Here is a 22,045-nt window from a genome sequence, read left to right as displayed (position 1 = left end):
AGTCGTCCGCCGACGTCGAGGGCCTGGCGTCCCCATGCCGCCGCCGGGCCATGAAGATCGCGCCCGGAGCCGGACGAACGCCTCGAGTCCCGCCGTGAAGCGGTCTTGTGAAGCGGTCTTGTGAAGCGGTCTCGTGAAGCGGTCTCGTGAAGCGGTCTCGTGAAGCGGTCTCAATTGTTTGCAGAACTGAGGTGCCCAGCAGCAGAACGCGACGGATCGACGCAGCGAGTCCTCGAGCCGGCGCGCCGCCGGCCGACGGATCAGCGCAGCGGTGCGGGCAGGGCGGCGTCGGCGACGGCGACCGCACGTCCCGAGCGGACGAGGTCGACGGCGGCCTCGATCTCGGGGGCGAGGAAGCGGTCGTGACCGGGCGCCGGGACGCTCTCTCGCAGCGCTGACACGACTGCGCCAGTAGCGGGTCCGGGTTCGAGCGGAGCCCGGAGGTCGAGCGCGCGGGCGGCGGTGAGCAGCTCGATCGCGAGCACCCGCGTCAGCGCGTCGACGCCGCGGCGCAGCTTGCGGGCCGCGCCCCATCCCATCGAGACGTGGTCCTCCTGCATCGCGCTGGACGGGATCGAGTCGACGCTCGCCGGCACCGCGAGCCGCTTGAGCTCGGACACCAGCGCGGCCTGCGTGTACTGCGCGATCATGTGGCCGGAATCGACCCCGGGATCGTCGGCGAGGAACGGCGGCAGACCGCGCGACCGGGACGCGTCCAGCATCCGGTCGGTGCGGCGCTCGCTCATCGAGGCGACGTCGGCCGTGGGGATGGCGAGGAAGTCGAGCACGTAGGCGACGGGTGCGCCGTGGAAGTTGCCGTTCGACTCGACCCGCCCGTCCGCTGTGACGACGGGGTTGTCGACCGCGGACGCGAGCTCGTACCCGGCGACCGTCCGCGCGTGGGCGAGCGTGTCACGCGCGGCGCCGGCGACCTGCGGCGCGCACCGCATCGAATAGGCGTCCTGCACGTAGACGCAGTCGGGACCGGCGTGCGACGCGATGATCGGCGAGCCCGCCAGCAGCGCAGTGAGGTTGGCGGCCGAGACGCCCTGCCCCGGCTGCGGCCGCAGCGCCTGCAGGTCCGCGGCGAAGACGGCCGACGTGCCGAGCATCGCCTCGACGCTCATCGCGGCCGTGACGTCGGCCGTCCGCAGCAGCAGGTCGAGGTCGTGGCAGGCGAGCAGCAACTGGCCGAGCATGCCGTCGGTGCCGTTGATGAGGGCCAGGCCCTCCTTCTCGCCCAGCGTCAGCGGCTCGATGCCGGCCGCGGCGAGCGCCTCGGCGGCGGGGCGGACCGCACCGTCCGCGTCGTCGACGAATCCCTCGCCGATCAGCGCGAGTGCGACGTGCGAGAGCGGCGCGAGGTCACCCGAGCAGCCCAGCGAGCCGTACTCGTGCACGACCGGCGTGATGCCCGCGTCGAGCAGCCCGGCGAGGGCCTGCGCCGTCTCGGGCCGCACCCCGGTGCGCCCGGTGGCGAGCGTCGACAGTCGCAGCAGCATGAGCCCACGCACCACCTCGTGCTCGACCGGGTCGCCGCTGCCCGCCGCGTGCGAGCGGATCAGCGAGCGCTGCAACAGCGCGCGCTGCTCGACCGGGATGTGCTTGGTGGCCAGGGCCCCGAAGCCCGTCGAGATGCCGTAGTGCGGCTCGACGTCGTCCGCCAACGCCTCGACGACGCGGCGCGAGGCCGCGATCGCGTCCAGGGCCTCGGGGGTCAGCTCGACCCCCGCGCCCTGCCGGGCAACGGCGACGACGTCCGCCTCGGTGAGCGGACCGGTACCGACAGCGACACGCTCCATCCCGACACTCTCGCGCCTGCCGTCCGTCCGCCGCCACGCGCCCTGTCGGGCGTCTCGGATCCGGGACGGCCTAGGGTCGGGACTCATGCGCGCGGTGGTCATCACGGAGCCAGGCGGACCCGAGGTCCTCGAGGTGCGGGACGTTCCCGACCCGCAGCCCAAGGCGGACGAGGTGATCGTCGACGTCGCCGCGTCGGCGGTGAACCGTGCCGACCTGTTGCAGCGGCAGGGCAACTACCCGCCGCCGCCGGGCGCGTCCGACATCCTCGGCCTGGAGTGCTCCGGCACCATCTCCGCGATCGGCGACAGCGTCGCCGGGTGGAACGTCGGCGACGAGGTCTGCGCGCTGCTCTCGGGCGGGGGTTATGCCGAGAAGGTGGCCGTCCCCGTCGGACAGCTGCTGCCGCTGCCGTCCGGTGTCGGACTCGTCGACGCGGCCGCGCTGCCCGAGGTCATGTGCACCGTCTGGTCGATGGTGTTCGGCGCCGAGGCCGGACGGCTGCAGCCGGGCGAGAAGTTCCTCGTCCACGGTGGGTCCAGCGGCATCGGCACCGCGGCCGTCCAGCTGGCCGCCGGACGGGGCGCCCAGGTGTTCGTGACCGCGGGGTCGCAGCGCAAGCTCGACTTCTGCCGCGAGCTCGGCGCCGACGTAGTGATCAACTACAAGGACGAGGACTTCGTCGAGGTGCTGAAGGAGCACGGCGGTGCCGACGTCGTGCTCGACAACATGGGCGCGTCTTACCTGTCCCGCAACGTCGACGCCCTCGCCACCGGCGGACGGCTGATCATCCTCGGCATGCAGGGCGGGGTGAAGGGCGAGCTCAACATCGGCACGCTGCTCGGCAAGCGCGCCACCGTGCACGCGGCCGGGCTGCGAGCGCGCCCGGCGGCCATGAAGGCGGCGATCGTCGGCGAGGTGCAGAACGCGGTGTGGCCGATGATCGAGGCGGGACAGGTCCGTCCGGTCGTCGACCGTGTCGTGCCGTTCGCCGACGCGGGCGAGGCGCACCGGCTCGTCGACTCGAGCGAGCACATCGGCAAGGTGCTGCTGCAGGTGCGCTGACGCGCTCAGCGGGGCGTGAGCGCCCGCATCGCGTCCAGGAACTGCTGCACCTCGGCGCCGCTGGTGTGCGGCATCAGACCGAGGAACGCGGCGCCCCCCAGCTCGTCCGCCCCGAAGGCACGCAGGACCTCGTCGACACCGGACGCGCCGGTCCAGACCGACACGTCGTGACGCTGCAGGTGCGTGCCCACCTCGTCGGGGCGGTACCCGGCGACGGTGAACGCGGCGACGGGCAGCACGCGGTCGGCCGACCCGAGCACGGTGACGCCGGGCAGCTCGGCCAGCTCGGTGTGCAGCCGCTCGTACAGCTCGCCGGTCCAGCCCGCGGACGCCGCCACGGACGCCTCGAGGCGCTCGCGGCGGGTGCCGGTGGCGTGCTCGTCGAGATCGGCGAGGTGGTCGACGGCCGCGGCGAACCCGTCGAGCAACTCGACGGGCAGCGGCTGCGTCTCGATGCGGTCGGACGGGATGTCGTCGCTCGCGCGCAGCTCGTCGACCAGGCCGGGGCGGGTGACGACGGCGCCGGCGGTGGGGCCGCCGAAGACGGCGGGTGAGATGGCGAGCAGGTCGGCGCCGAACTCGGTGAGGTCGAGCGGCACGTAGACCGGCGCGACGCCGGCGTCGACGACGACCAGGGCGCCGTGGTCGTGTGCGCGGTCGGCGATGGCCCGCACCTCGGGCACCATGCCGGTGGCCGGATTGGCCAGCGAGACGGTGACCACGCGGGTGCGCGGTCCGATGAGGTCGTCGTACTGCCAGGAGGGCACCTCGCCGGTGTCGAGGTCGACCTCGGCCCACCGCACGACCCCGCCGCGCACCTTCGCCGCCCGCGTGAACGGCTCGGTGAGCTGGTTGCCGTCGAGACGGTTGAGGACGATCTCGTCCCCGAGCTGCCAGTCGCCGGCGAACAGCACGGCGAAACGTTGCAGCAGCGATGCGGTGCTCTGCCCGAGCACGACGTCCTCGGCGCGGGCGGCGACGAGATCGGCGACCGCCCGCCGCGCCCGCAGCGCGCGCGTGGCCGACTGCTGTGAGCGCGTGCTGCGCGACCCCGGCTGGGCCGGGGCGGCGCGCAGCGTGGCGATGATCGAACGGATGACCGACTCGGGCTGCAGTGCCGCGAACCCGCCCTCGAGCTGGGCGGTGCGGGTGGCGAGGGTGGGATAGAGGCCTCGCACGCGCGCGACGTCGACCCCGATCACCCTCACGAGCTTGCCACCCCTCCGTCATCCCTGTGTGTGTCAGTCACAGCGCCCGGGCAGACTGGGCTGGTGACCGATGGTTCCCAGGATCCCGCATTCACCCCGTCGTCCGAAGCCCCGGGCGAGGACTCGTCGAGCAAGGAATCGAAGGAGCTTGCCCCGGCCGATCGGCCCGACGAATCCGACCGTAGCGACATCGACGACATTACGGGCCAGGTCGAGCAGCCCGCCAAGGTCATGCGCATCGGCACGATGATCAAGCAGCTGCTCGAGGAGGTGCGCCAGGCGCCGATGGACGAGGCCGGCCGCAAGCGGCTGCGCGAGATCCACGAGTCGTCGGTCAAGGAACTGGCCACCGGGTTGGCGCCCGAGCTGCGCGAGGAACTCGAGCGGCTGAGCCTGCCGTTCGGCGGCGAGGTGCCGTCCGAGGCCGAGCTGCGGGTGGCGCAGGCGCAACTGGTCGGCTGGCTCGAGGGCCTGTTCCACGGCATCCAGACCGCCCTCTACGCGCAGCAGGCCCAGGCCCGGCAGCAGCTGGAGCAGATGATGGGCCGCCGCGCGGTCGAACCGGGCGGTGGCGGGCAGCGGCAGATCGTCGTCGGGCCCGACGGGCAGATGATCATGCCGAGGCAGGCGGACGGCGACGACTCGGGTCGCGGCACCGGCCAGTACCTGTAACGCACCGTGCCCAACTGGGTGCGCGACTACGTCGCGGCGAAGCCGGCGGACGAGCTCGCCCTGGTCGACGACGGTCACCGGTCCTGGACGTTCGGCGAACTCGTCGAGCGTGCCGGCTCGGTGGCCGCGCTGCTCGCGTCGGACGGCGTGGGTCGTGGTGACGTCGTTCTGGCGCTCACCGGCAACGGCGTCGAGCAGGTGGCCCTGACGCTCGCCTGCCTGCGCCTCGGCGCACCACTGCTGCCGTGCAGCGAGCAGCTGCGCGCGAAGGACGTCGCACTGCGGGTCCGGCGGGCCCGTCCGGCCCTCGTCGTGGCGGACGAACGCAACCGCGCCGTCGTCGAGGGAGCGCGACCGCCGTGCCCGGTGCGGTGGCTGCCCGACGACTCGTTCCTCGACGCGCGCGACGCGCCGCCGTACGCCGAGCTCGAGGACCGCGATCCCGCGTTCGTGCTGTTCACCTCCGGCACGAGCGGCGAGCCGAAACTCGTCCGCCACGGGCAACGGTTCGTGTGGGGACAGCAGCTGCAGGCGACCACCTGGTTGGGTGCGCAACCTGGCGACCTGGTCTGGTCGACGGCCGCGCCGGGGTGGTCGAAGTCGGCGCGCAACGCGTTCGTCGCGCCGTGGTGGTGCGGCGCCGCCGCCGTGGTGCAGGACCGCCGCTTCGACCCGGACGGACGGCTCGACACCGTCCGCAGACTCGGGGTGAACGTGCTGTGCATGGCCCCGACCGAGTACCGGCTGATCGCCGGGCACGGGCCGATCGGAGCGCTGCCGTCGTTGCGCCGGCTGGTCACGGCCGGCGAGCCGCTCGGGGTTCCGGCCTGGCACGCCTGGCGCGACCAGACCGGACTCGAGATCTCGGACGGCTACGGGCAGACCGAGACCGGCCAGGTCACCGGCACACCGCCCGGGGAGTCGGCGCCGCCCGGCTCGATGGGACGCCCGTTGCCCGGCGTCGAGGTCGAGATCGTCGACGGCGAGCTGACCGTCGACCCGGCGACGCTACCGGCGTTCTCCCTCGGCTACGAGTCCGACGAGGTCGGCCCCGGTCGGTGGCACACCGGCGACGACGTCCGCGTCGACGACGACGGCTGGCTGTGGTTCGAGGCCCGCGCCGACGACGTGATCATCTCCGCGGGTTACCGCATCGGACCGGCCGAGGTCGAGTCGACCCTGCTCGGCCACGAGGCCGTCCGCGAGGTGGGCGTCACCGGCGTGCCCGACCCCGACCGCGGTCAGATCGTCGCTGCGGCGGTCGTGCTGCGCGACGGTCACGCGCCGTCCGCCGAACTCGCGGCCGAACTCCAGGCGTACGTGAAGGCCGAGACGGCGCCCTACAAGTACCCGCGCCGGGTGTGGTTCGTCGACGAGCTCCCCAAGACGACGTCCGGCAAGATCATCCGATCCCGCCTCGCCCCGCCGGCCTGACCCGACCTCCCCCGTTGACTGGCAGGTTCGGTGGTTCGCTGGCGAGTTGATGTCATCCAGTCAAGGCCGGACCGTGCCAGTCAACCGCGGAAGGTGCCACTCAGTCGCGCTCGGCGAGCACCGATTCGATCAGCACCGCGACGGCGTCCTCGTCGTTGCTGACCGTGACCGCTCGGGCGGCCTGCTTGACGGCCGGGTGCGCGTTGGCGACGGCGAAGGAGTGCCCCGACCACTGCAGCATCGGGATGTCGTTGGGCATGTCGCCGATGGTGACGACCTCGTGCGGCGCGATGCCGTGCCGTTCGGCGAGGTCGGCCAGTCCGGTCGCCTTCGTGATGCCCGGCGCGGACATCTCCAGCAACCCGAACGAGGACGAGTGCGTGAGGGTGGCGCGGTCGCCGACGACCTCGGTGGCGGCGGCGAGGAACGCGTCGGCGTCGGCGGACCGGTCCTTGGCGAGCAGCTTGATGGCCGGGTCGGCGACGACCTCGTCGAGCGGCCCGATGCGCGGCGGCGGGATCGGCACCCCGCGGCGGTCGACGAGCGGGTTGACCTGCCAGTCGTGCGTGTACTCCGGCTCCGCGGCGAACCCGTGGCCGCGCTCGGACGCGAACGTCACGGCCTCGAACTCGCGCCGCAGCGCCACGGCGATGTCGCGCATCACCTCGGGCGCGATGGTGTGCTCGACCAGCACCTGCTCGGTGGCGAGGTCGTAGAGCACCGCGCCGTTCGCGCCGACCGCGACGCCCTGGTGACCGGTCTCCTCGAGCAGGTCGTCGAGCCAGCGCGGCGGACGTCCGGTCACGAAGGCGACGACCAACCCGGCCTCCAGCGCGGCGTCGAGCGCGGCCCGGTTGCGGGCGGAGACGCGTCCCTCGCTGTTGAGCAGCGTGCCGTCGAGATCGGTCGCGACGAGTCTGATCACGGGGCGGTCAGCAGTTCGCGCCCACCGAGGAACGGCCGCAGCGCCGCGGGCACGTACACCGACCCGTCCGGCTGCTGGTGGTGGTCGAGCAGGCAGGCGATCGTGCGAGCGGCCGCGCACAGCGTTCCGTTGAGCGTCGCCACCGGCTCGGTGCCCTTCTCCCCGCGGGTGCGGATGTTGAGCCGTCGCGCCTGGAACGTCGTGCAGTTCGACGTGGACGTCAGCTCGCGGTACGCACCCTGGCTCGGGAACCACGCCTCGATGTCGAACTTGCGCGCCGCGCTCGAGCCGAGGTCGCCGGCCGCGACGTCGATGACGCGGTAGCTCAACTCGAGCTTGTCCATGAACTCGCGCTCCCACGCCAGCAGCCGCTGGTGCTCGTCGCGCGCCTCGTCGACGCGCACGTAGGAGAACATCTCGACCTTGTCGAACCAGTGGACGCGGATGATGCCCTTGGTGTCCTTGCCGTAGGAGCCGGCCTCGCGGCGGAAGCAGGACGAGAACCCCGCGTAGCGAAGCGGCAGCTCGGCGAGGATCTCGTTGGAGTGCATGCCCGCGAGCGCCACCTCGGACGTGCCCACGAGGTACAGGTCGTCGCGTTCGAGGTGGTAGACCTCCTCGGCGTGCGCGCCGAGGAAGCCGGTTCCGGCCATGACCTCGGGCTTCACCAGCGCCGGCGCGATCACCTGCGTGAACCCGGCCTCGGTGGCCTGCTGCATCGCGAGGTTGACGAGCGCGAACTCCAACTGCGCGCCGACGCCGGTGAGGAAGTAGAAACGCGCGCCGCTCACCTTCGCGCCGCGCTCGGTGTCGATCGCCTTGAGCGCCGACCCGATCTCGATGTGGTCCTTCGGGTTCTCGACGGCCGGCGGCGTGCCGACGGTGTCGAGGGTGACGAAGTCGTCCTCGCCGCCCTCGGGCACGCCCTCCTCGACGATGTTGGGGACGGCGAACTGCGCCGCGCGCAACGCCTCGTCGGCGTCTGCCTGCTCGGCCTCGGCGGCGCGGACGTCCTCCTTGAGCTGCTTCGCGCGGTGAGCGATGGCCGGACGGTCCTCGGGCGACGCCTGCCCGATCTGCTTGCTGATGGCCTTCTGCTCGGACCGCAGCGAGTCGGCGCGCGCGACGGCGGCGCGGCGCAGGTCGTCGGCGGCGAGCAGGGCGTCGACGAGTCCCGGGTCGGCGCCGCGGGTGCGTTGGGACGCGCGTGCGGCCTCGGGGTCGTCGCGCAACTGCTTGAGATCGAGCACGTCATCAGGCTACTGACGCCGCCGACCGGAGTTGTCCACAGGCAAGGCCCGATCGTCGGCGGGGACCGCGCGGATCTGCCTACCCTGCCCGGCATGTCCGGTTACGAGGTCGACCCGACGGAACTGTTCGCCGCCCAGGCCGTGGTCACCGAGGAGGTGACCGAGGCACGCGCCGAGCTGGCGCGATTGCAGGCCGCCGCCGACGACCTGCTCGGTCACGGGTGGCGGGGGCAGGCGGCTTCCGCGTTCGGGCGCGGGTGGCAGGAGTGGTCCGAGGGGGCGCGGTCGGTCATCGCAGGGCTCGAGCAGATGGCGCAGGCGCTCGGTGTCACCGCGCGCGAGTACGAGAGCAACGAACTCGGCATCACGACCGATCTGCGGAAGATCGCATGAGTTTCGCAGTGGACCTCGAGCTGCTCACCCAGCTGATCGACCGCATGACCGTGACGCAGCGCGAACTCGAACGGGTCGACGACGCAGTCGACGCTCGCATGAAGCGCCTGCATGCCACCTGGCAGGGCAGTGCCGCCGGCCTGCACGCCGAGGCGCACCAGAAGTGGACGGCCGGCGCCCGGCAGATGCGCGACGCGCTCGCGACCCTGCACTCGATCGCGCGGACGGCCGACGCCAACTACACGGCCGCCGTCCGCGCGAACGTCCAGATGTGGTCGCAGTGACTCGACTGCACGTCGAGGTCGAGGACTTCGTCGCGGCGTCGACCACCGTCTGGAACGAGATCGTCAACCCGGTCGACACCGCGTTCGACGACCTGACCGCGACGCTGGCGACCGCGGGCGGAATGGCCGGTACCGATCCGTCCGGCCAGGCGTGGTCGACCGGTTACGACGACGCCGCGTGGACGGTGCTGCGGGCCACCGCGCACGCCCTCAACGGCGGAACCGCGCTGTCGCAGATGTTCCTGCAGTCGGCGCGGAACTATGCCGACGCCGAGCGGGCGTCGACCGCGTCGCGCGCAGACCTCGACGAGTCGGGCGCACTGCTTGCGGGTGTCCCGTGCTTCACAAGGGTCGGCACACCGACGCAGCCGCCGACGGCCAACGGCTCGCGTGGCGACGACGGTCCGACCGGCTGGTGGATCGTCGAGCACACCGTCGGGTACGTCTGGCCAACGGGGACGTCGACCGGCTGCGATCGGCCGGACAGGTGTGGACGCGATGCGGAAGCGCGCTCAGCACCAGCACGTGCCTGATCTCCGGGGTGGTGCGGCCCTTCACCGCCCACGGCCTGCCCGAGGCGGACGACATGGCCACGGTGTGCCAGGGCTACTCGTCGCGGCTGAGCGAGCTGGCGGACGCCCACTGGGCGCTGGGCCGCGCGTGCAACGACTACGCCGACCACCTCGATCACTGCCACAGCGAGATCGAGAGCGAGCTGGCGTGGCTGGCCGGCGAGAGCGCCGGACTGCAGGTGCTCGGCGCGATCGGCAGCATCTTCAGCTTCGGCGCCGCCGAGGCACCGACCCAGGTCGCGCAAGCGGCACGGATCGCCAAGGCCGTCGTCGTCATCCGCGGGTTGATCGAGAAGCTCCGCGCCGCCGGCAGGGTGGTCGAGGACGCCATCCGCGCGGTCAAGGCGAGCGCGGTCAAGGTGTACGACGAGCTGGCCGTCCTCGTCGATGCTCAGGTGTCCTACGCGAAGGTCAGGGCAGTCGGCGCCCTGCCCGCGCTCGGGCGCGCTGGACGATCAGCGGCCGGTGGGCTGGCGAGGGCTGGAAGCAAGTTCAAAGACCTGGGCGCGATCCTGCGGCTGAGCGGCTCGACGCCGAAGTACCCCTGGACGACGTGGGCGAACTATCCGAAGGTCGTGCGGAATGGACGCGAGTACGCGAGGATCGGAAACCGCCTGTACACCCGGCACGCGGTCGACCGTTTGCAACCTCGAGAATTGACACCTGGTGCAGTCGAGGGCGGGCGCAGCGTTCCGCCCGCCTTCGTCGAGGAGGTCATCAAGCACGGAAAGCGGACGGTTACGAGGGGCCCACTGGGCGAACGTCGGCTCGCCTACGACGTCGACGGTCTGCGGGTCGTCACCGAGGGTAAAATTGTGGTCACCGTGATGAGGACGCGTCGATGAACCAGTGCGAGCCGCAGTGGACCGTCGATGTGGTGGACGCCATCGCCACCTTCGAAGCCAACCGGTCCAGCGTCGAAGAACTCCAGCGACAGTTCCAGGAGATTCTGGCGGCTCACAGGGACGACGAAAGCGATCCCGTCTTCGATCTCGTGGATCTGGCCGAGAACGAGCTCGAGAATGTCCTCTTCACGTCCCTCCTGGCTGAACACCGCCCTCGGGCGCTCGAATGCGTCGCGCGCCTGCGTCGTGACCTGGCGGAGTCACGCGCCGCTCGATGACTGCGGGGAACCGGTGTTGCGGCAGTCTCCGTGGCGCCGTCGAGCCGTATGCAGATCTCCTGCGCAGATTCCTCGACGGACGTGTGCCCTTCGCGGTGTTCGACCGACGGTTCCGCGAGATGTTCTCGTCTGACGAGATCACTGTCGGTTCGGACCATGCGATGGAGCGGATGTTGCGGTTCTTCGCCGAACTCGACAACACCTACGACGAGCCCGACCGCTCACTGCGTGAGATCACGCCGGAGGAACTGAAACCGTGGATCGCCAACCTTCTCCGCGACGCCGGGTTCGGCAGTCGACGATCCACCCCCGAGGATTGAGTCGCCGTTCCTATCAAGGTCAGTCGGATGCTCGCGGGTCGTGGTACAGGTGGCACGCCACCGAGACGTCCGAACCCTCGACGGGAAGCAGCGCCGGGTCGTGCCGCTCGGCGAGGGTCAGCTCGACTCCGCCGTGGCCCGCGGACATCGACTCGACGCCCGTCCAGAGGGGTTCGTCCGGCCGGGTGTCCCGCTCCGACTGGAGCACGGTGAGCAGCTTCGCCGGGTCGGACGAGTGCACCTGCACGCCCGTGCCGGACGTCGCGGTCGCGAACTTCGCCCCGTCGCGCACCAGCCCGGACTCGGTCTCGAACTGCTCGGCGGGCACGTCGGTCCAGCGTTGCTCGAGCACCATGCGCAGATCGCGGCTCTCCCACCCGCACGGTCCGAACGCCTGCGGGCAGCGCGGGTGGAACGAACACCCGAGCGGCGCGGCGGCGGCGTCGGGGATCTCACCACGCGGGAGTTCGCGCGGCACCGAGCGGGACGGGTCCGGGTCGGGCACCGCCCGCAGCAGCGCCTTCGTGTACGGATGCCGCGGGTCGTCGAAGATCTGCTCGACCGGGCCGATCTCGACGATGCGCCCGAGGTACATGATCGCGACGCGATCGCAGAAGAACCGTGCCGACGCGAGGTCGTGGGTGATGTAGAGGTACGTCAGCCCGAGGTCGCGGCGCAGCTCGTCCATCAGGCCGAGGATCTTCGCGCGTACCGACATGTCGAGCATCGAGATCGGTTCGTCCGCGACGAGCAGCTCGGGTCCCAGCGCGATCGCACGGGCGATGACCGCCCGCTGCTTCTGGCCGCCCGACAGCTCGGCCGGGTACTTGTCGATGAAGCGCGCCGCCGGCGCGAGTCCGACCCGCTCGAGCGCCTCGGCCACCGCCTGCCGCCGGTCGTCCGGGCGCAGGCCGTGGATGCGCAGCGCGTCGCCGATGCCCCGTCCGACGGTCATCGACGGGTTCATCGAGGCGTGCGGGTCCTGGAAGACCATCTGCAGCTTGCGACGCAGCGGCCGCAGTTGCTTCTCCCCCAGCCCCGCGATCTCCCGTCCGTCGTAGCGGATCGAGCCGCGGGTCGGTTGCACGAGGCCCAGTAGCGCCCGTCCGAGGGTCGACTTGCCCGACCCGCTCTCGCCCACGACGCCGACGACCTCGCCGCGACCCAGGTTCAGGTTGACGCCGTCGACCGCGCGCACCGTGCCGGCGGAACCACCGACCAGCCGCGACAGGGCGTTGGTGCGGATCGCGAACTCGACGTGCAGGTCGCTGATCTCGATGAGCGGCGACGCGTCGGCGTCCGTAGTGGCGGCGGACTTCGTCAGATCAGGCTTCGTCGGCAACGGACACCTCCGCGAGGGCGAGCGGCTCGGCGTCCGCCTCGGACAACGTCTCGTGCAGCCAGCACTCGACCGTCTGCTGGTCGAGCTGTCGCGGCCGCGGGTCCTTCGTCGGGCACACCCGCATGGCGGACGGGCACCGCGGGTGGAAGTTGCATCCCGGGGGCGGCGACACCAGATCCGGTGGCGCGCCGGGGATCGAGTGCAGCTCCTGCGTCTTGAGCGAGATCGTCGAGCGCAGCAGCTCGCGGGTGTAGGGGTGCTGCGGGTTCGCGAACACCGCCTCGACCGGACCCTGCTCGACGATGCGCCCTGCGTACATCACGGCGACGCGGTCGCAGGCCTCGGCGATGATGCCGAGGTTGTGCGTGATGAGCAGGATCGCCGGCGAGAACTCGGCGCGAATATCCGCGAGAATGCGCAAAATCTGCGCCTCGACGAGGACGTCGAGTGCCGTCGTGGGTTCGTCCGCCACGATGAACTTCGGACGCAGGGCAAGCGCGAGCGCGATCATGATGCGCTGGCGCATGCCGCCGGAGAACTCGTGCGGGTAGTTGCGGTAGCGCGTGGGCGGGATTCCCAGCGCGCGCAACGACTCGAGCGCGCGGCGCTTGCGGTCCTTCTTCGACAGCTTCGTGTGCGTCTTCAACGCCTCGTCGAAGTGGGCACTGATCTTCATCAGCGGGTCGAGGCGGGTCATGGGCTCCTGGAAGATCAGGCCCATCCCCGCTCCACGCAGCCGCTCCCGCCGCTTCGTGGGCAGGCTCAACAGGTCGGTGCCGTCGAACGTGATGCGACCGCCCACCGCCGCGCCGGGCGGGGTGAGACCCATCAGCCCGCGTCCGAGCGTCGACTTGCCGCACCCGGACTCGCCGACCAGGCCGACGACCTCGCCGGCCTGCAGCGTCAGGTCGACGCCGTCGACCGCACGCACGGGCCCGCCGCTGCCGGCGTACCAGACCCGTAGGTCCTTGACGTCGAGAACCGGCTCGCTCATCGGAGCTCCTTCCGGGTCGGGTCGGCAGGCCGCTCGGCGGGGACGTCCGCACCCTCGGCGGGGACGTCCGCACCCTCGGCGGGGACGTCCGCGCCGTCGGTGGTCTTCGCGCCGAACGCCGGCAGCACGACCTGCGAGATCCTGCGCGTGCGCAGCACCGGGTTGAGCACGTCGTTGAGGCTCTCGCCCACCAGCGTCACTCCCAGCACGATCAGCACGATCGCCAGACCGGGGTACACCGATCCCCACCAGTCGTCGTTCGCGAGCAGCTTCGAGGCCACGTTCAGCTGGCGTCCCCATTCGGGCGCCGCGGTCGGCTCGATGCCGTAGCCGAGGAACCCGAGGCCGGCGAGGGTGAGGATCGCGTCGCCGGCGTTGAGGGTGGCGATGACGGGGACGGTCTGCACGACGTTGCCGAAGATGTAACGGATCATGATCACCCGCGGTGGGGCGCCGATGGCGCGGGCGGCCTCGACGTAGCTCTCCTCGCGTGCCGCCACGGTGGCGTTGCGGACGACGCGGAAGTACTGCGGTACGTACACCACGGTGATCGAGATCGCCGCGGCGAGGATGCCTGCCCAGCGCGTGCTCTGGCCCGTCGACACCGTCGTCGAGACGACGATCGCGAGCAGCAGCGACGGGAACGCGAACAGTGCGTCGGTGACGAGCACGAGCAGCCGGTCCAGCCAGCCGCCGATGTACCCGGAGATCAATCCGAGCGGCACGCCGATCACGAGCGAGATCGCGACCGCGAGCACGATGACCTGCAGCGCGGTCTGCGCGCCGTAGATGACCTCGGAGAACACGTCCGTCCGACCGTTGGTCGTGCCGAACCAGTGGTCCGCCGACGGCGGCTGGTTCTTGATGAACTGGCGGTCGCCGTCGGACGAGGCGTCGAAGTCGTACGTCGCGATCAGCGGCGCGAACAGCGCCATGATCACGAAGATGCCGACCAGGACGAGGCCGGAGACGAGCACGCCGCGCTGGAACCCGCTGGTCTGGCGCATGGTCGCCAGGCCGGGGATGCGGCCGCGGCGACGCGTGACCGGCGCGGCGCCCGGTTCGGTCTGCTCGAGCGACATGTTGGCCATGATCAGTACCTCACGCGGGGGTCGACGATCGCGGTGATCACGTCGATCAGGAAGCTGACGATCGCGACCACGACGGCGATGAACGCGACGATGCCCTGCACGGCGAGGAAGTCCTTCTCGTCGAGGTACTGGGCGATCGTGAACCCGAGCCCCGGCCAGTTGAACGTCTTCTCGGTGAGCACCGCGCCGCCGAGCAGGGTCGCGAACTGCAGCGCCATCACGGTCACGACGGGGATCAGCGCGTTCTTGAACGCGTGCTTGCGCACGACCCGTCCCTCGCGGACGCCGCGGGCACGCGCCGCCTCGACGTAGTCGGTGCGCAGCGTCTGCAGCAGGTTCACCCGCACCAGCCGGATGAAGATGCCGCCGGTCAGCAGGCCCAGGGTGATCGCGGGCAGGATCGTGTGCTCGATGACGTCCCAGCCGTAGGACGGGTCGCCGTAGAGGATCGCGTTGATGATGTAGATGTGGGTGTTCGGATCGACCGTCTCCAGCGCTTGCTGCACGTCCGAGCTCGCACGGCTGTTGGTCGGCAGCCACCCCAGCACCTGCCCGAACAGCAGCTGCAGCAGCAGGCCGAGGAAGAACACCGGGATCGCGTAGCAGACGATCGCGAACAGGCGCAGCCCGACGTCCGGCAGCTTGTCGCGGTGACGCGCGGCCACCCGTCCGAGCGGGATGCCGATGAGCAGCGCGACCAGGAACGCCCAGAAGGTGAGTTCGAGGGTGGCGGCCCCGCGCGTGATGATCAGATCGCTCACCGGTTGGTTGTCGGTGATGGTGGTGCCGAAGTCGAAGCGGACGATGCCGGTGAGGTAGTCCCAGTACTGCGACAGGATCGGCCGCGTCAGCCCGGCGGCGGCGCGGCGGCGCTCGATCTCCTCGGGCGGCAGCTGTCCGGCGTACTTGGACTTGATCGGGTCGCCGATCGCCCGCATCACGATGAAGACGAGGGTGACGAGGATCCACACCATCGGGATCACCAGCAGCAGCCGGGTGATCAGGTAGGTGCGCAGCGACCCTGACGATGCCTTGGTGCCTGCGGCCATGCGGTTGTGGCCCTTTCGACGCTGGTGGTGAGGGGCTGACACAGTCGCGCCGGGCGCGCGGGGTCACCGCGCGCCCGGCGGACGTCGATCAGGTCGTCAGCTCTTGCTGAACAGCCACATGCGGAACTTGTACGTCGGGTCCAGGGTGTCCTGGACGCCGCTGACGTCGCCGTGCGTGACCGCGACCTGCTTGCCGGACAGCAGCGGCAGCAGCGGCAGCGTCCCGGTGGCGAGCTTGGTCTGGATCTGGTCGAGCACGGTGGTGCGGGCACTGCCCGACGTCGTCTGCTCCTTGGACAGCAGTGGCAGCATGCCGTCCTGGTCGCACGGCCGGTTCTTCGCGCCCTTGTCGCAGTAGTGGGCGTTGACGAAGTTGCCCTCGGAGAGGAACGGGCCGAGGTAGTTGTCGGCGTCGACGAAGTCGGGGAACCAGCCGAGCTGGTAGATCGGGTACGAGTCCTTGACCCGCTCGTCGCTGTAGCTGTCCCACGACGTGCCGTTGATCGACACCTTGAACAGGCCGGTGCCCTCGAGCTGCCGCTTGATCTCGGCGTACTCGTCGGCCGAGCTCGGTCCGTAGTGGTCGGTCGTGTACTGGATGTTCAGCGAGACCGGGGTGGAGACGCCGGCCGACTTCAGCACGTCGGTCGCCTTGCCCTTGTCGGGGCTCTCGCCGTAGGTGGTCTTGAACGGCTCGGTCGCGTCCTTGATGCCCTTCGGGATCATCGAGTACGCGGGCTGGAACGTGCCGTCGAAGACGTTCTGCGCCAGCGACTGCCGGTCGACGGAGTAGGCGACCGCCTGACGGATGGCCTTCTTCTGCGCCTCGTTGCTGCCCGGCATCGTCTTGAGGTTGAAGACGATGTAGCGGATCTCGCCGCCGGAGCCGGTAAGCACCTTGACGTTGCTGTCCTTGCTCAGCGCCTCGACGTCACTGGGCAGCAGGCTGCGCCACGCGACGTCGATCTGGCCCTGGGAGATGTCCAGGCGCATGTTGCTCGCGTCGGTGTAGTACTTCAGCGAGATCTTGGACGTCTTCGGCTTGTTGTCGCCGCCGTAGTTCGGGTTGGCCTCGAAGCCGACGAGCTGGTTCTTGGTGTACGAGGCGATCTTGTACGGACCCGAGCCGATGATCTTGTCGTCGGTCAGCAGCTTGTCGGCCGGGAAGACCTTGCTGTCGACGATCGGGCCGGCGGACGTGCCGAGGACGTACGGGAACGTCTGGTCGTTGCCGTTCTTCAGCGTGAACACGACCGTGTCGTCACCCTGCGCCGCGACGCTGGCCATGTTGCCGAGCAGCGAGGACGGGCCGTTCGGGTCGTTGATCTTCACGATGCGCTGGAACGAGAAGACGACGTCCTTGGCGGTCATGACGTCGCCGTTGGAGAACTTCTGGTTCTGCTTCAGCGTGCAGGTGTACTTCGTGGGGGTCGTGAACTCGCACTTCTCGGCCGCGTCCGGCTGCGGGGTCTTGCCGCCCTCGGGGACGTCCATCAGGAACTGGTACACCTGCGTCTCGACCAGCAGCGAACCGTTGTCGTACGAGCCCGCCGGGTCGAGGGCGGTCACCTGGTCGGTGGTGCCGATGGTGATCGGCTTGCCGCCGCCGGTCGACGCGCCCGAGCCGGTGCCGGCCCCGCCGCTGCCGGAGGGTGCGTCCGACTTATCATCGTTCTTGCCGGCGCCGCACGCGGCCAGCGCGATCAGCGCGCCGGCGGCGATGCCCACCGTGATCGTCCTTCGGATCCGAGATCCCATGCGTCTCCCTTTCGAGGGTGTGCTCGTGGCAGTTGGTGCAGGTGGTGCAGATGCGCCGGACGGGGGACGGAGGCGGGATCGCGCCGACAGCCCCCGGGCGGCCATGACGCGGGAGCCTATCCCCAGCCGTCGCTCAGGAAGGGACCTCTCGGCGCAGGCGTTGCCCTTCCGTTAGCGGGCGATGCCTCGCGATCCGGACAAGTCAGACAGAATGCGCCCCGGCGTCGCTCGTTCACCTGGTGTTCGCCTTCCCGTTGCCTACGCCTTGCCCGCGATCCGCACAGTGGGGACACATCGGGGGTTGTAAGCCCCGCGAACAAATTCGGAGAACCGATGGACGTGTCGTTCCTCGTCGTGGTCGTCATCGCTACGGCGCTGGCCTTCGACTTCACCAACGGCTTCCACGACACGGCCAATGCGATGGCGACCTCCATCGCGACCGGCGCGCTGCGGCCGCGGGTCGCCGTCCTGCTGTCGGGCGTGCTGAACCTCGCGGGCGCGTTCCTGTCGACCGAGGTCGCCAAGACCATCTCCGGCGGCATCGTCGACGACGCGAAGCTGTCCGACCCCGGCGTCAACGGCACCGCGATCATCTTCGCCGGCCTGATCGGCGCGGTGCTCTGGAATCTCGTCACCTGGCTGCTGGGGCTGCCGTCCTCGTCCTCGCACGCCTTGTTCGGCGGGCTCATCGGCGCGGTGTGGGTCGTCGTCGGCTCGGCGGGCGTGCACTTCGACGCGGTGCTGTCGAAGATCATCCTGCCGGCGGTGCTCTCCCCGGTGATCTGCGGCCTGATCGCGGCGCTCGCGACCTACGCGGCCTACACCATCACCCGCCGGTCGGATGCCGAGACCGCTCGGACGTACTTCCGCCACGGCCAGACCGTGTCGGCGTCGCTCGTCTCGCTGGCCCACGGCACCGGCGACGCGCAGAAGACGATGGGCGTCATCACCCTCGTCCTCATCATCAACGGCCACCAGAGCACCGGAACCGGTCCGCAGTTCTGGGTGGTGCTCGCCGCGGGCCTCGCCATCGGGCTGGGCACGGCGATGGGCGGCTGGCGCATCATCCGCACGATGGGCAAGGGCCTCACCGACATCGAGTCGCCGCAGGGGTTCGCCGCCGAGTCGGCCTCGACCGCCGTGCTGCTGGCGTCCTCGCACCTGGGTTTCGCGCTCTCGACGACCCAGGTCGTGTCCGGAGGCATCCTCGGCTCCGGCGTCGGACGGCGACTGGCCGAGGTGCGCTGGAACGTCGCCGGGCGCATGGCGCTGGGCTGGCTGTTCACCCTGCCCGTCGCCGCGGTCATCGGCGCCCTCGCCGGTGAGCTCGCGAGCCGCGGCAACGGAGGCATCGCCCTGGTCGCGCTCGTGGCGGTCGGCGCCGTCGCCTTCATCGCCTACCGCTCCCGGCGCAACCCGGTGAACCCGCACAACGTCAACGACGAAGCCGCCGCGCAACCCGAGCGCGAACTGACCGGAGCCGCCGCATGAGCGCCACGCACCTGCTCGCCGCCGGTGAGACCAAGCCGCTCGTCGACTGGGAAGCGCTCGGCAAGGTCGCGGGCGTCAGCCTGCTGTTCGGGCTCGCCGTCGTCGTCCTCTTCTCGCTCGCCGTCGTGGGCCTGTCGATGGCCCGCGGCCACGACCGGGCCGCCGTGACGGACGGTGCCCCGGGCGTCACCGCGTCACAGCCGCGGCTGGCCGGGTCACTGCTGGCCGGACTGGGTTTCGTCGCCAGCGGCGGTGCGGTTCTCTACGGGCTGTGGCTGATCATCCCGCAGTTCCACTGACGGCGGCCGCCTACCCGGCGAGGCCGTACCCGGGCGCCCGTCCGCCCTTCTCGTTCGTGCAGGACGTCGACGACACGCTCGTGCCCCTGCCCGACGACACCGACGCGTGGCTCGCCGCGCGCGGCGCCGTGCCGATGGCGCGGCGCCGTCCGGTGCTGGCGTACGGGTCGAACGCGTGCCCGTCCAAGATCGCGTGGCTGCGGACGGCGCGCGCCCTGCCCGGCCCCGTCGTCGTGCACCGTGTCCGGTGCCGTGGGCTGGCCGCGGTCTGGGCGGCCGGGCTGCGGGTCGTCGACGACCAGCGCCCGGCGACACTCGCCGCCCTGCCCGGGGCGGAGGAGGTCCACGCCGTCTGGTGGGCCGCCGAGGACCAGGTCGCCGCGCTCGACGCGTGCGAGGGCCGCGGCGTGCGCTACGACCTCGCGACCGTGCGCAGCGGCTCGGTCGAGATCGTCGACGACGGGCGCCGGGTCGAACCGCTGGCCTACGTCGGACGGGCCACGGCCCGGTTGCCGCTGCTCGTCGACGGTGCGCCGGTGCGCTGCCGCGACGTGCCGCAGGCGGACGCCGTCGCGCTCGTCGGTCGGCCCGCCGGGACGGACGGGCTCGACCTCCTACGCTGGTGACCATGAGCGGGTTGCCGATCAAGATGCTGCACGACCGGGTGCTCGTGCGCGAGACGCGCGAGGACGGTGAACGGCGCAGCAGCGGCGGCATCCTGATCCCGAGCACCGCGCAGGTGTCCAAGCGGCTGGTGTGGGCCGAGGTGCTCGCGGTCGGCAACCACGTGCGGGCGGTGGAGACCGGCGACCGCGTGCTGTTCAGCCCCGACGACCGCTTCGAGGTCGAGATCGCCGGGGACGACTACATGCTGCTGCGCGAGCGAGACCTGCACGCCGTCGCGGCCGAGCGCAACGACGCGAACACCGGCCTCTACCTCTAGGACGCGCCCTTCTCGCGCACGGCGGCGAGCCACGCCCGCGCGTCGGCGAAGTCGGCGTCGTGCCGTCCGGTGGGCACCGGCCCCTGGGCGCCGTCGCGCCGGGCGTACGAACCGAGGTAGCGCACGTCGGCGCAGACCCGGTGCAGGGCGGCGAGCGCGTCGCCGACGCGCTCGTCGGCCAGGTGTCCCTCGGCGTCGATCGAGAACGAGTAGGTGCCCGGGCGCAGCCGGTCGGGGCGGGACTCGATGCGGGTCAGGTTGATGCCGCGGCTCGCGAACTCGCTCAGCATCTCGAGCAGGGCGCCGGCGTGCTCCTCGCGCAGCCGGGCGGCGACGGACGTCCGGTCGTTGCCGGTGGGCGGCGGTGGCGGGCCCGGCCGCGTCAGCCGGACGAAACGGGTGACGGCGCCGTTGTTGTCGGCGATGTCGTGCGCGAGCGTGTGCAGGCCGTAGAGCTCGCCCGCGACCGCGGCGCCGACGGCGGCGTCGTACTCCCCGCGGCCCACGTCCTGTGCGGCTCCCGCGGTCGACCCGACGGGCGCCACGGACGCGCCGGGCAAATTCGCCATCAGCCAGCGCCGCACCTGCGCCTCGGCGTGCGGGTGGGTGGCGACGGTGCGGACGTCCGCCAATTCCGTGCCCGGACGGGACATGAGCTCGAACGAGACACCGAGGTAGGTCTCCTCGGCGATGATCAGCGGCTCGCCGTACGCCAGCTCGTCCAGGGTGGCCGGGACGGCGCCCTCGACGGAGTTCTCCAGCGGCACCAGCGCCGAGTCGGCCTGTCCGGCGCGGACGGCGTCGATCGCGAGCGTCACGTTGCTCAGCGGGAGCAGGCTCGCTCCCTCGGACACCGGCAGCTGCCGCAGCGCCTGGTGCGCGAACGTGCCCTCCGGGCCGAGGAAGGCGATCGTCGTCACCGCGGCAGCGTAGCGGCGACCGGCGGTGCGGCCCGGGTCAGGAGGCGCGGGCGGCCGGGCGGCGGGCGAGCAGGCTGCGGCGCTTCGCGAGCGCCGCCGACACCGCCTGCTGCTCCTCGGGCGAGAGTTCGTGCTCGCCCTTGCCGTTCGCGACGCCCTTCGCGTAGACGCGGGTGTCGCCGGTGCCGGCGATCGCGCTCAGCGTGACGCCGTCGCCCTTCTCGTCGAGCAGCGCGAGCGAGAACGACATGCGGCCGGACATCTCGCCGAACGCGTCGTAGCGCACCAACGCGATGTTGCGCAGGGCGCCCGGAGCGTCGCCGGGACGGGCGCCCAGCATGGTCTCGAGGTGACCCCGCAACGCCTCGAGCTCGTCGGACACGACGTCGAGCCGCTCGGCGTGCTGCTGGCTGGTCTCGATCAGCGAGGTGTGGTTCTCCTCGCCCCGCGCGCCCTTCGCCAGCACGCGGGTCGCGCGCCGCAGCTTGGCGAGCGTGCGCAGCGCGATGTACGCCGCCACGAGGGCGACGTAGGCGAGCACGAGCGCGAACACCGCGACATAGGTGGCCATCCTCACCAGGCTATGGGCATCGTCGCCCGCGCCCGGCTCGGCGCGCCCGGCGACGCGCACACCGACGCGGAAATGCCCGCCATCCGGCCGGCCGGCGCCGAGTCCGTGCCGGGCCGCCCAGCCTGGAGCCCGTACCGGGCCGCCCAGCCTGAAGCCCGTACCGGGCCGCCCAGCCTGGAGCCCGCGCCGGGCCGCCCCGTCGACCGGGGGTGGAGCACACCCTTGCCGAAACAATTAAGACCCCTTCACGAGAGGGCTTCACGAGACCTCTTCACGAGACGGCTTCACGAGACCTCTTCACGAGAGGGCTTCACGAGACCCCTTCACGAGAGGGCTTCACGAGACCCCTTCACGAGACCCGTTCGCGGCGTGGCCCCGATGCCGTCAGCGGGCCCCGAGCGATCTTCATGGCTCGGCGTCGGCGTGGCGACGCCGGCTCCTCATCGTCTCGTGAAGCCGTCTCGTGAAGCCGTCTCGTGAAGCCGTCTCGTGAAGCCGTCTCGTGAAGCCGTCTCGTGAAGCCGTCTCGTGAAGCCGTCTC

24 protein-coding genes are annotated in these 22,045 nt (G+C 71.1%); 13 read left to right on the top strand and 11 right to left on the bottom strand.

The window, feature by feature from the left end:
• Window positions 1-260 precede the first annotated feature (260 nt).
• On the bottom strand, window positions 261-1,802 hold the full coding sequence (gene hutH / locus ACYVP9_RS11880; RefSeq protein WP_460605043.1) for a histidine ammonia-lyase: 1,542 nt from the start codon (window positions 1,800-1,802) through the stop codon (window positions 261-263).
• A gap of 85 nt (window positions 1,803-1,887) precedes the next feature.
• On the opposite strand from hutH, the gene ACYVP9_RS11875 reads away from it, so the two are divergent.
• Window positions 1,888-2,865, top strand: coding sequence for an NAD(P)H-quinone oxidoreductase (locus tag ACYVP9_RS11875; protein ID WP_460605042.1), 978 nt, complete (start codon window positions 1,888-1,890; stop codon window positions 2,863-2,865).
• Between the two features lie 5 nt (window positions 2,866-2,870).
• Here the strand turns inward: ACYVP9_RS11875 and ACYVP9_RS11870 are convergent, their stop codons facing one another.
• Window positions 2,871-4,073, bottom strand: coding sequence for an aminotransferase class V-fold PLP-dependent enzyme (locus tag ACYVP9_RS11870; RefSeq protein WP_460605040.1), 1,203 nt, complete (start codon window positions 4,071-4,073; stop codon window positions 2,871-2,873).
• A gap of 60 nt (window positions 4,074-4,133) precedes the next feature.
• On the opposite strand from ACYVP9_RS11870, the gene ACYVP9_RS11865 reads away from it, so the two are divergent.
• Both ACYVP9_RS11865 and ACYVP9_RS11860 read left to right on the top strand, forming a co-directional pair.
• Window positions 4,134-4,745, top strand: coding sequence for a proteasome activator (locus ACYVP9_RS11865; RefSeq protein WP_460605073.1), 612 nt, complete (start codon window positions 4,134-4,136; stop codon window positions 4,743-4,745).
• 6 nt (window positions 4,746-4,751) lie between these two features.
• The gene (locus tag ACYVP9_RS11860) at window positions 4,752-6,179 is read left to right on the top strand and encodes an acyl-CoA synthetase (RefSeq protein ID WP_460605038.1); all 1,428 of its coding nucleotides are present in this window, start codon (window positions 4,752-4,754) and stop codon (window positions 6,177-6,179) included.
• A gap of 100 nt (window positions 6,180-6,279) precedes the next feature.
• Here ACYVP9_RS11860 and ACYVP9_RS11855 read toward each other — a convergent pair whose 3' ends face one another.
• A complete protein-coding gene (locus ACYVP9_RS11855; protein ID WP_460605037.1) occupies window positions 6,280-7,104 on the bottom strand; it encodes an HAD family hydrolase in 825 nt (274 codons plus the stop codon).
• Entirely contained in the window at window positions 7,101-8,354 is a 1,254-nt protein-coding gene (gene serS / locus ACYVP9_RS11850; protein ID WP_460605035.1) for a serine--tRNA ligase, read from the bottom strand. Before serS ends, ACYVP9_RS11855 begins: the two co-directional genes overlap by 4 nt.
• A gap of 93 nt (window positions 8,355-8,447) precedes the next feature.
• On the opposite strand from serS, the gene ACYVP9_RS11845 reads away from it, so the two are divergent.
• The 6 genes from ACYVP9_RS11845 (at window position 8,448) to ACYVP9_RS11820 (ending at window position 11,046) form a co-directional block, all read left to right on the top strand.
• The gene (locus tag ACYVP9_RS11845; protein ID WP_460605034.1) at window positions 8,448-8,747 is read left to right on the top strand and encodes a WXG100 family type VII secretion target; all 300 of its coding nucleotides are present in this window, start codon (window positions 8,448-8,450) and stop codon (window positions 8,745-8,747) included.
• On the top strand, window positions 8,744-9,031 hold the full coding sequence (locus ACYVP9_RS11840) for a WXG100 family type VII secretion target (RefSeq protein WP_460605032.1): 288 nt from the start codon (window positions 8,744-8,746) through the stop codon (window positions 9,029-9,031). Before ACYVP9_RS11845 ends, ACYVP9_RS11840 begins: the two co-directional genes overlap by 4 nt.
• The gene (locus ACYVP9_RS11835) at window positions 9,028-9,564 is read left to right on the top strand and encodes a hypothetical protein (protein WP_460605031.1); all 537 of its coding nucleotides are present in this window, start codon (window positions 9,028-9,030) and stop codon (window positions 9,562-9,564) included. Before ACYVP9_RS11840 ends, ACYVP9_RS11835 begins: the two co-directional genes overlap by 4 nt.
• 8 nt (window positions 9,565-9,572) lie before the next feature.
• On the top strand, window positions 9,573-10,448 hold the full coding sequence (locus ACYVP9_RS11830) for a hypothetical protein (protein WP_460605029.1): 876 nt from the start codon (window positions 9,573-9,575) through the stop codon (window positions 10,446-10,448).
• Complete coding sequence (locus ACYVP9_RS11825) at window positions 10,445-10,726, top strand: hypothetical protein (protein ID WP_460605028.1); 282 nt, start codon at window positions 10,445-10,447, stop codon at window positions 10,724-10,726. Before ACYVP9_RS11830 ends, ACYVP9_RS11825 begins: the two co-directional genes overlap by 4 nt.
• Window positions 10,727-10,809: 83 nt before the next feature.
• Window positions 10,810-11,046 (top strand): hypothetical protein, encoded by a 237-nt coding sequence (locus ACYVP9_RS11820; protein ID WP_460605027.1) that lies wholly within the window; start codon window positions 10,810-10,812, stop codon window positions 11,044-11,046.
• A 19-nt stretch (window positions 11,047-11,065) separates the two neighbouring features.
• On the opposite strand, the gene ACYVP9_RS11815 is transcribed toward ACYVP9_RS11820, so the two are convergent.
• The 5 genes from ACYVP9_RS11815 to ACYVP9_RS11795 all read right to left on the bottom strand — a co-directional run bounded on the left by ACYVP9_RS11815 (window position 11,066) and on the right by ACYVP9_RS11795 (window position 17,250).
• Window positions 11,066-12,388, bottom strand: coding sequence for an ABC transporter ATP-binding protein (locus ACYVP9_RS11815; RefSeq protein ID WP_460605025.1), 1,323 nt, complete (start codon window positions 12,386-12,388; stop codon window positions 11,066-11,068).
• Window positions 12,372-13,382: an ABC transporter ATP-binding protein gene (locus ACYVP9_RS11810; protein WP_460605024.1), complete on the bottom strand. Its 1,011-nt coding sequence runs from the start codon at window positions 13,380-13,382 to the stop codon at window positions 12,372-12,374. Before ACYVP9_RS11810 ends, ACYVP9_RS11815 begins: the two co-directional genes overlap by 17 nt.
• Window positions 13,379-14,464 carry an ABC transporter permease gene (locus ACYVP9_RS11805; protein ID WP_460605072.1) on the bottom strand — a complete coding sequence of 362 codons (1,086 nt, stop codon included), beginning with the start codon at window positions 14,462-14,464 and terminating at the stop codon, window positions 13,379-13,381. The genes ACYVP9_RS11810 and ACYVP9_RS11805 overlap by 4 nt, the downstream gene beginning before the upstream one ends.
• An 11-nt stretch (window positions 14,465-14,475) precedes the next feature.
• Complete coding sequence (locus tag ACYVP9_RS11800) at window positions 14,476-15,522, bottom strand: ABC transporter permease (RefSeq protein WP_460605023.1); 1,047 nt, start codon at window positions 15,520-15,522, stop codon at window positions 14,476-14,478.
• A 96-nt stretch (window positions 15,523-15,618) separates the two neighbouring features.
• Window positions 15,619-17,250, bottom strand: coding sequence for a periplasmic substrate-binding domain-containing protein (locus tag ACYVP9_RS11795; protein WP_460605021.1), 1,632 nt, complete (start codon window positions 17,248-17,250; stop codon window positions 15,619-15,621).
• 363 nt (window positions 17,251-17,613) lie between these two features.
• On the opposite strand from ACYVP9_RS11795, the gene ACYVP9_RS11790 reads away from it, so the two are divergent.
• The 4 genes from ACYVP9_RS11790 to ACYVP9_RS11775 are packed head-to-tail and all read left to right on the top strand — an operon-like array spanning window position 17,614 to window position 20,013.
• Window positions 17,614-18,771 (top strand): inorganic phosphate transporter, encoded by a 1,158-nt coding sequence (locus tag ACYVP9_RS11790; protein ID WP_460605020.1) that lies wholly within the window; start codon window positions 17,614-17,616, stop codon window positions 18,769-18,771.
• Entirely contained in the window at window positions 18,768-19,070 is a 303-nt protein-coding gene (locus ACYVP9_RS11785; protein ID WP_460605018.1) for a hypothetical protein, read from the top strand. Before ACYVP9_RS11790 ends, ACYVP9_RS11785 begins: the two co-directional genes overlap by 4 nt.
• Window positions 19,043-19,696 carry a gamma-glutamylcyclotransferase gene (locus ACYVP9_RS11780; protein ID WP_460605017.1) on the top strand — a complete coding sequence of 218 codons (654 nt, stop codon included), beginning with the start codon at window positions 19,043-19,045 and terminating at the stop codon, window positions 19,694-19,696. The genes ACYVP9_RS11785 and ACYVP9_RS11780 overlap by 28 nt, the downstream gene beginning before the upstream one ends.
• Window positions 19,697-19,698: 2 nt before the next feature.
• Entirely contained in the window at window positions 19,699-20,013 is a 315-nt protein-coding gene (locus ACYVP9_RS11775) for a GroES family chaperonin (RefSeq protein ID WP_460605015.1), read from the top strand.
• Here the strand turns inward: ACYVP9_RS11775 and pheA are convergent.
• A complete protein-coding gene (pheA, locus tag ACYVP9_RS11770; RefSeq protein WP_460605014.1) occupies window positions 20,010-20,933 on the bottom strand; it encodes a prephenate dehydratase in 924 nt (307 codons plus the stop codon). The genes ACYVP9_RS11775 and pheA overlap by 4 nt on opposite strands.
• A gap of 37 nt (window positions 20,934-20,970) precedes the next feature.
• Window positions 20,971-21,504: a DUF4446 family protein gene (locus ACYVP9_RS11765; protein ID WP_460605012.1), complete on the bottom strand. Its 534-nt coding sequence runs from the start codon at window positions 21,502-21,504 to the stop codon at window positions 20,971-20,973.
• Window positions 21,505-22,045: the final 541 nt, after the last annotated feature.

It is taken from the genome of Jatrophihabitans fulvus, assembly GCF_054781375.1.
Note: the sequence above shows the minus strand (reverse complement) of the source record. Positions and strands in the feature narration are given on the sequence as shown.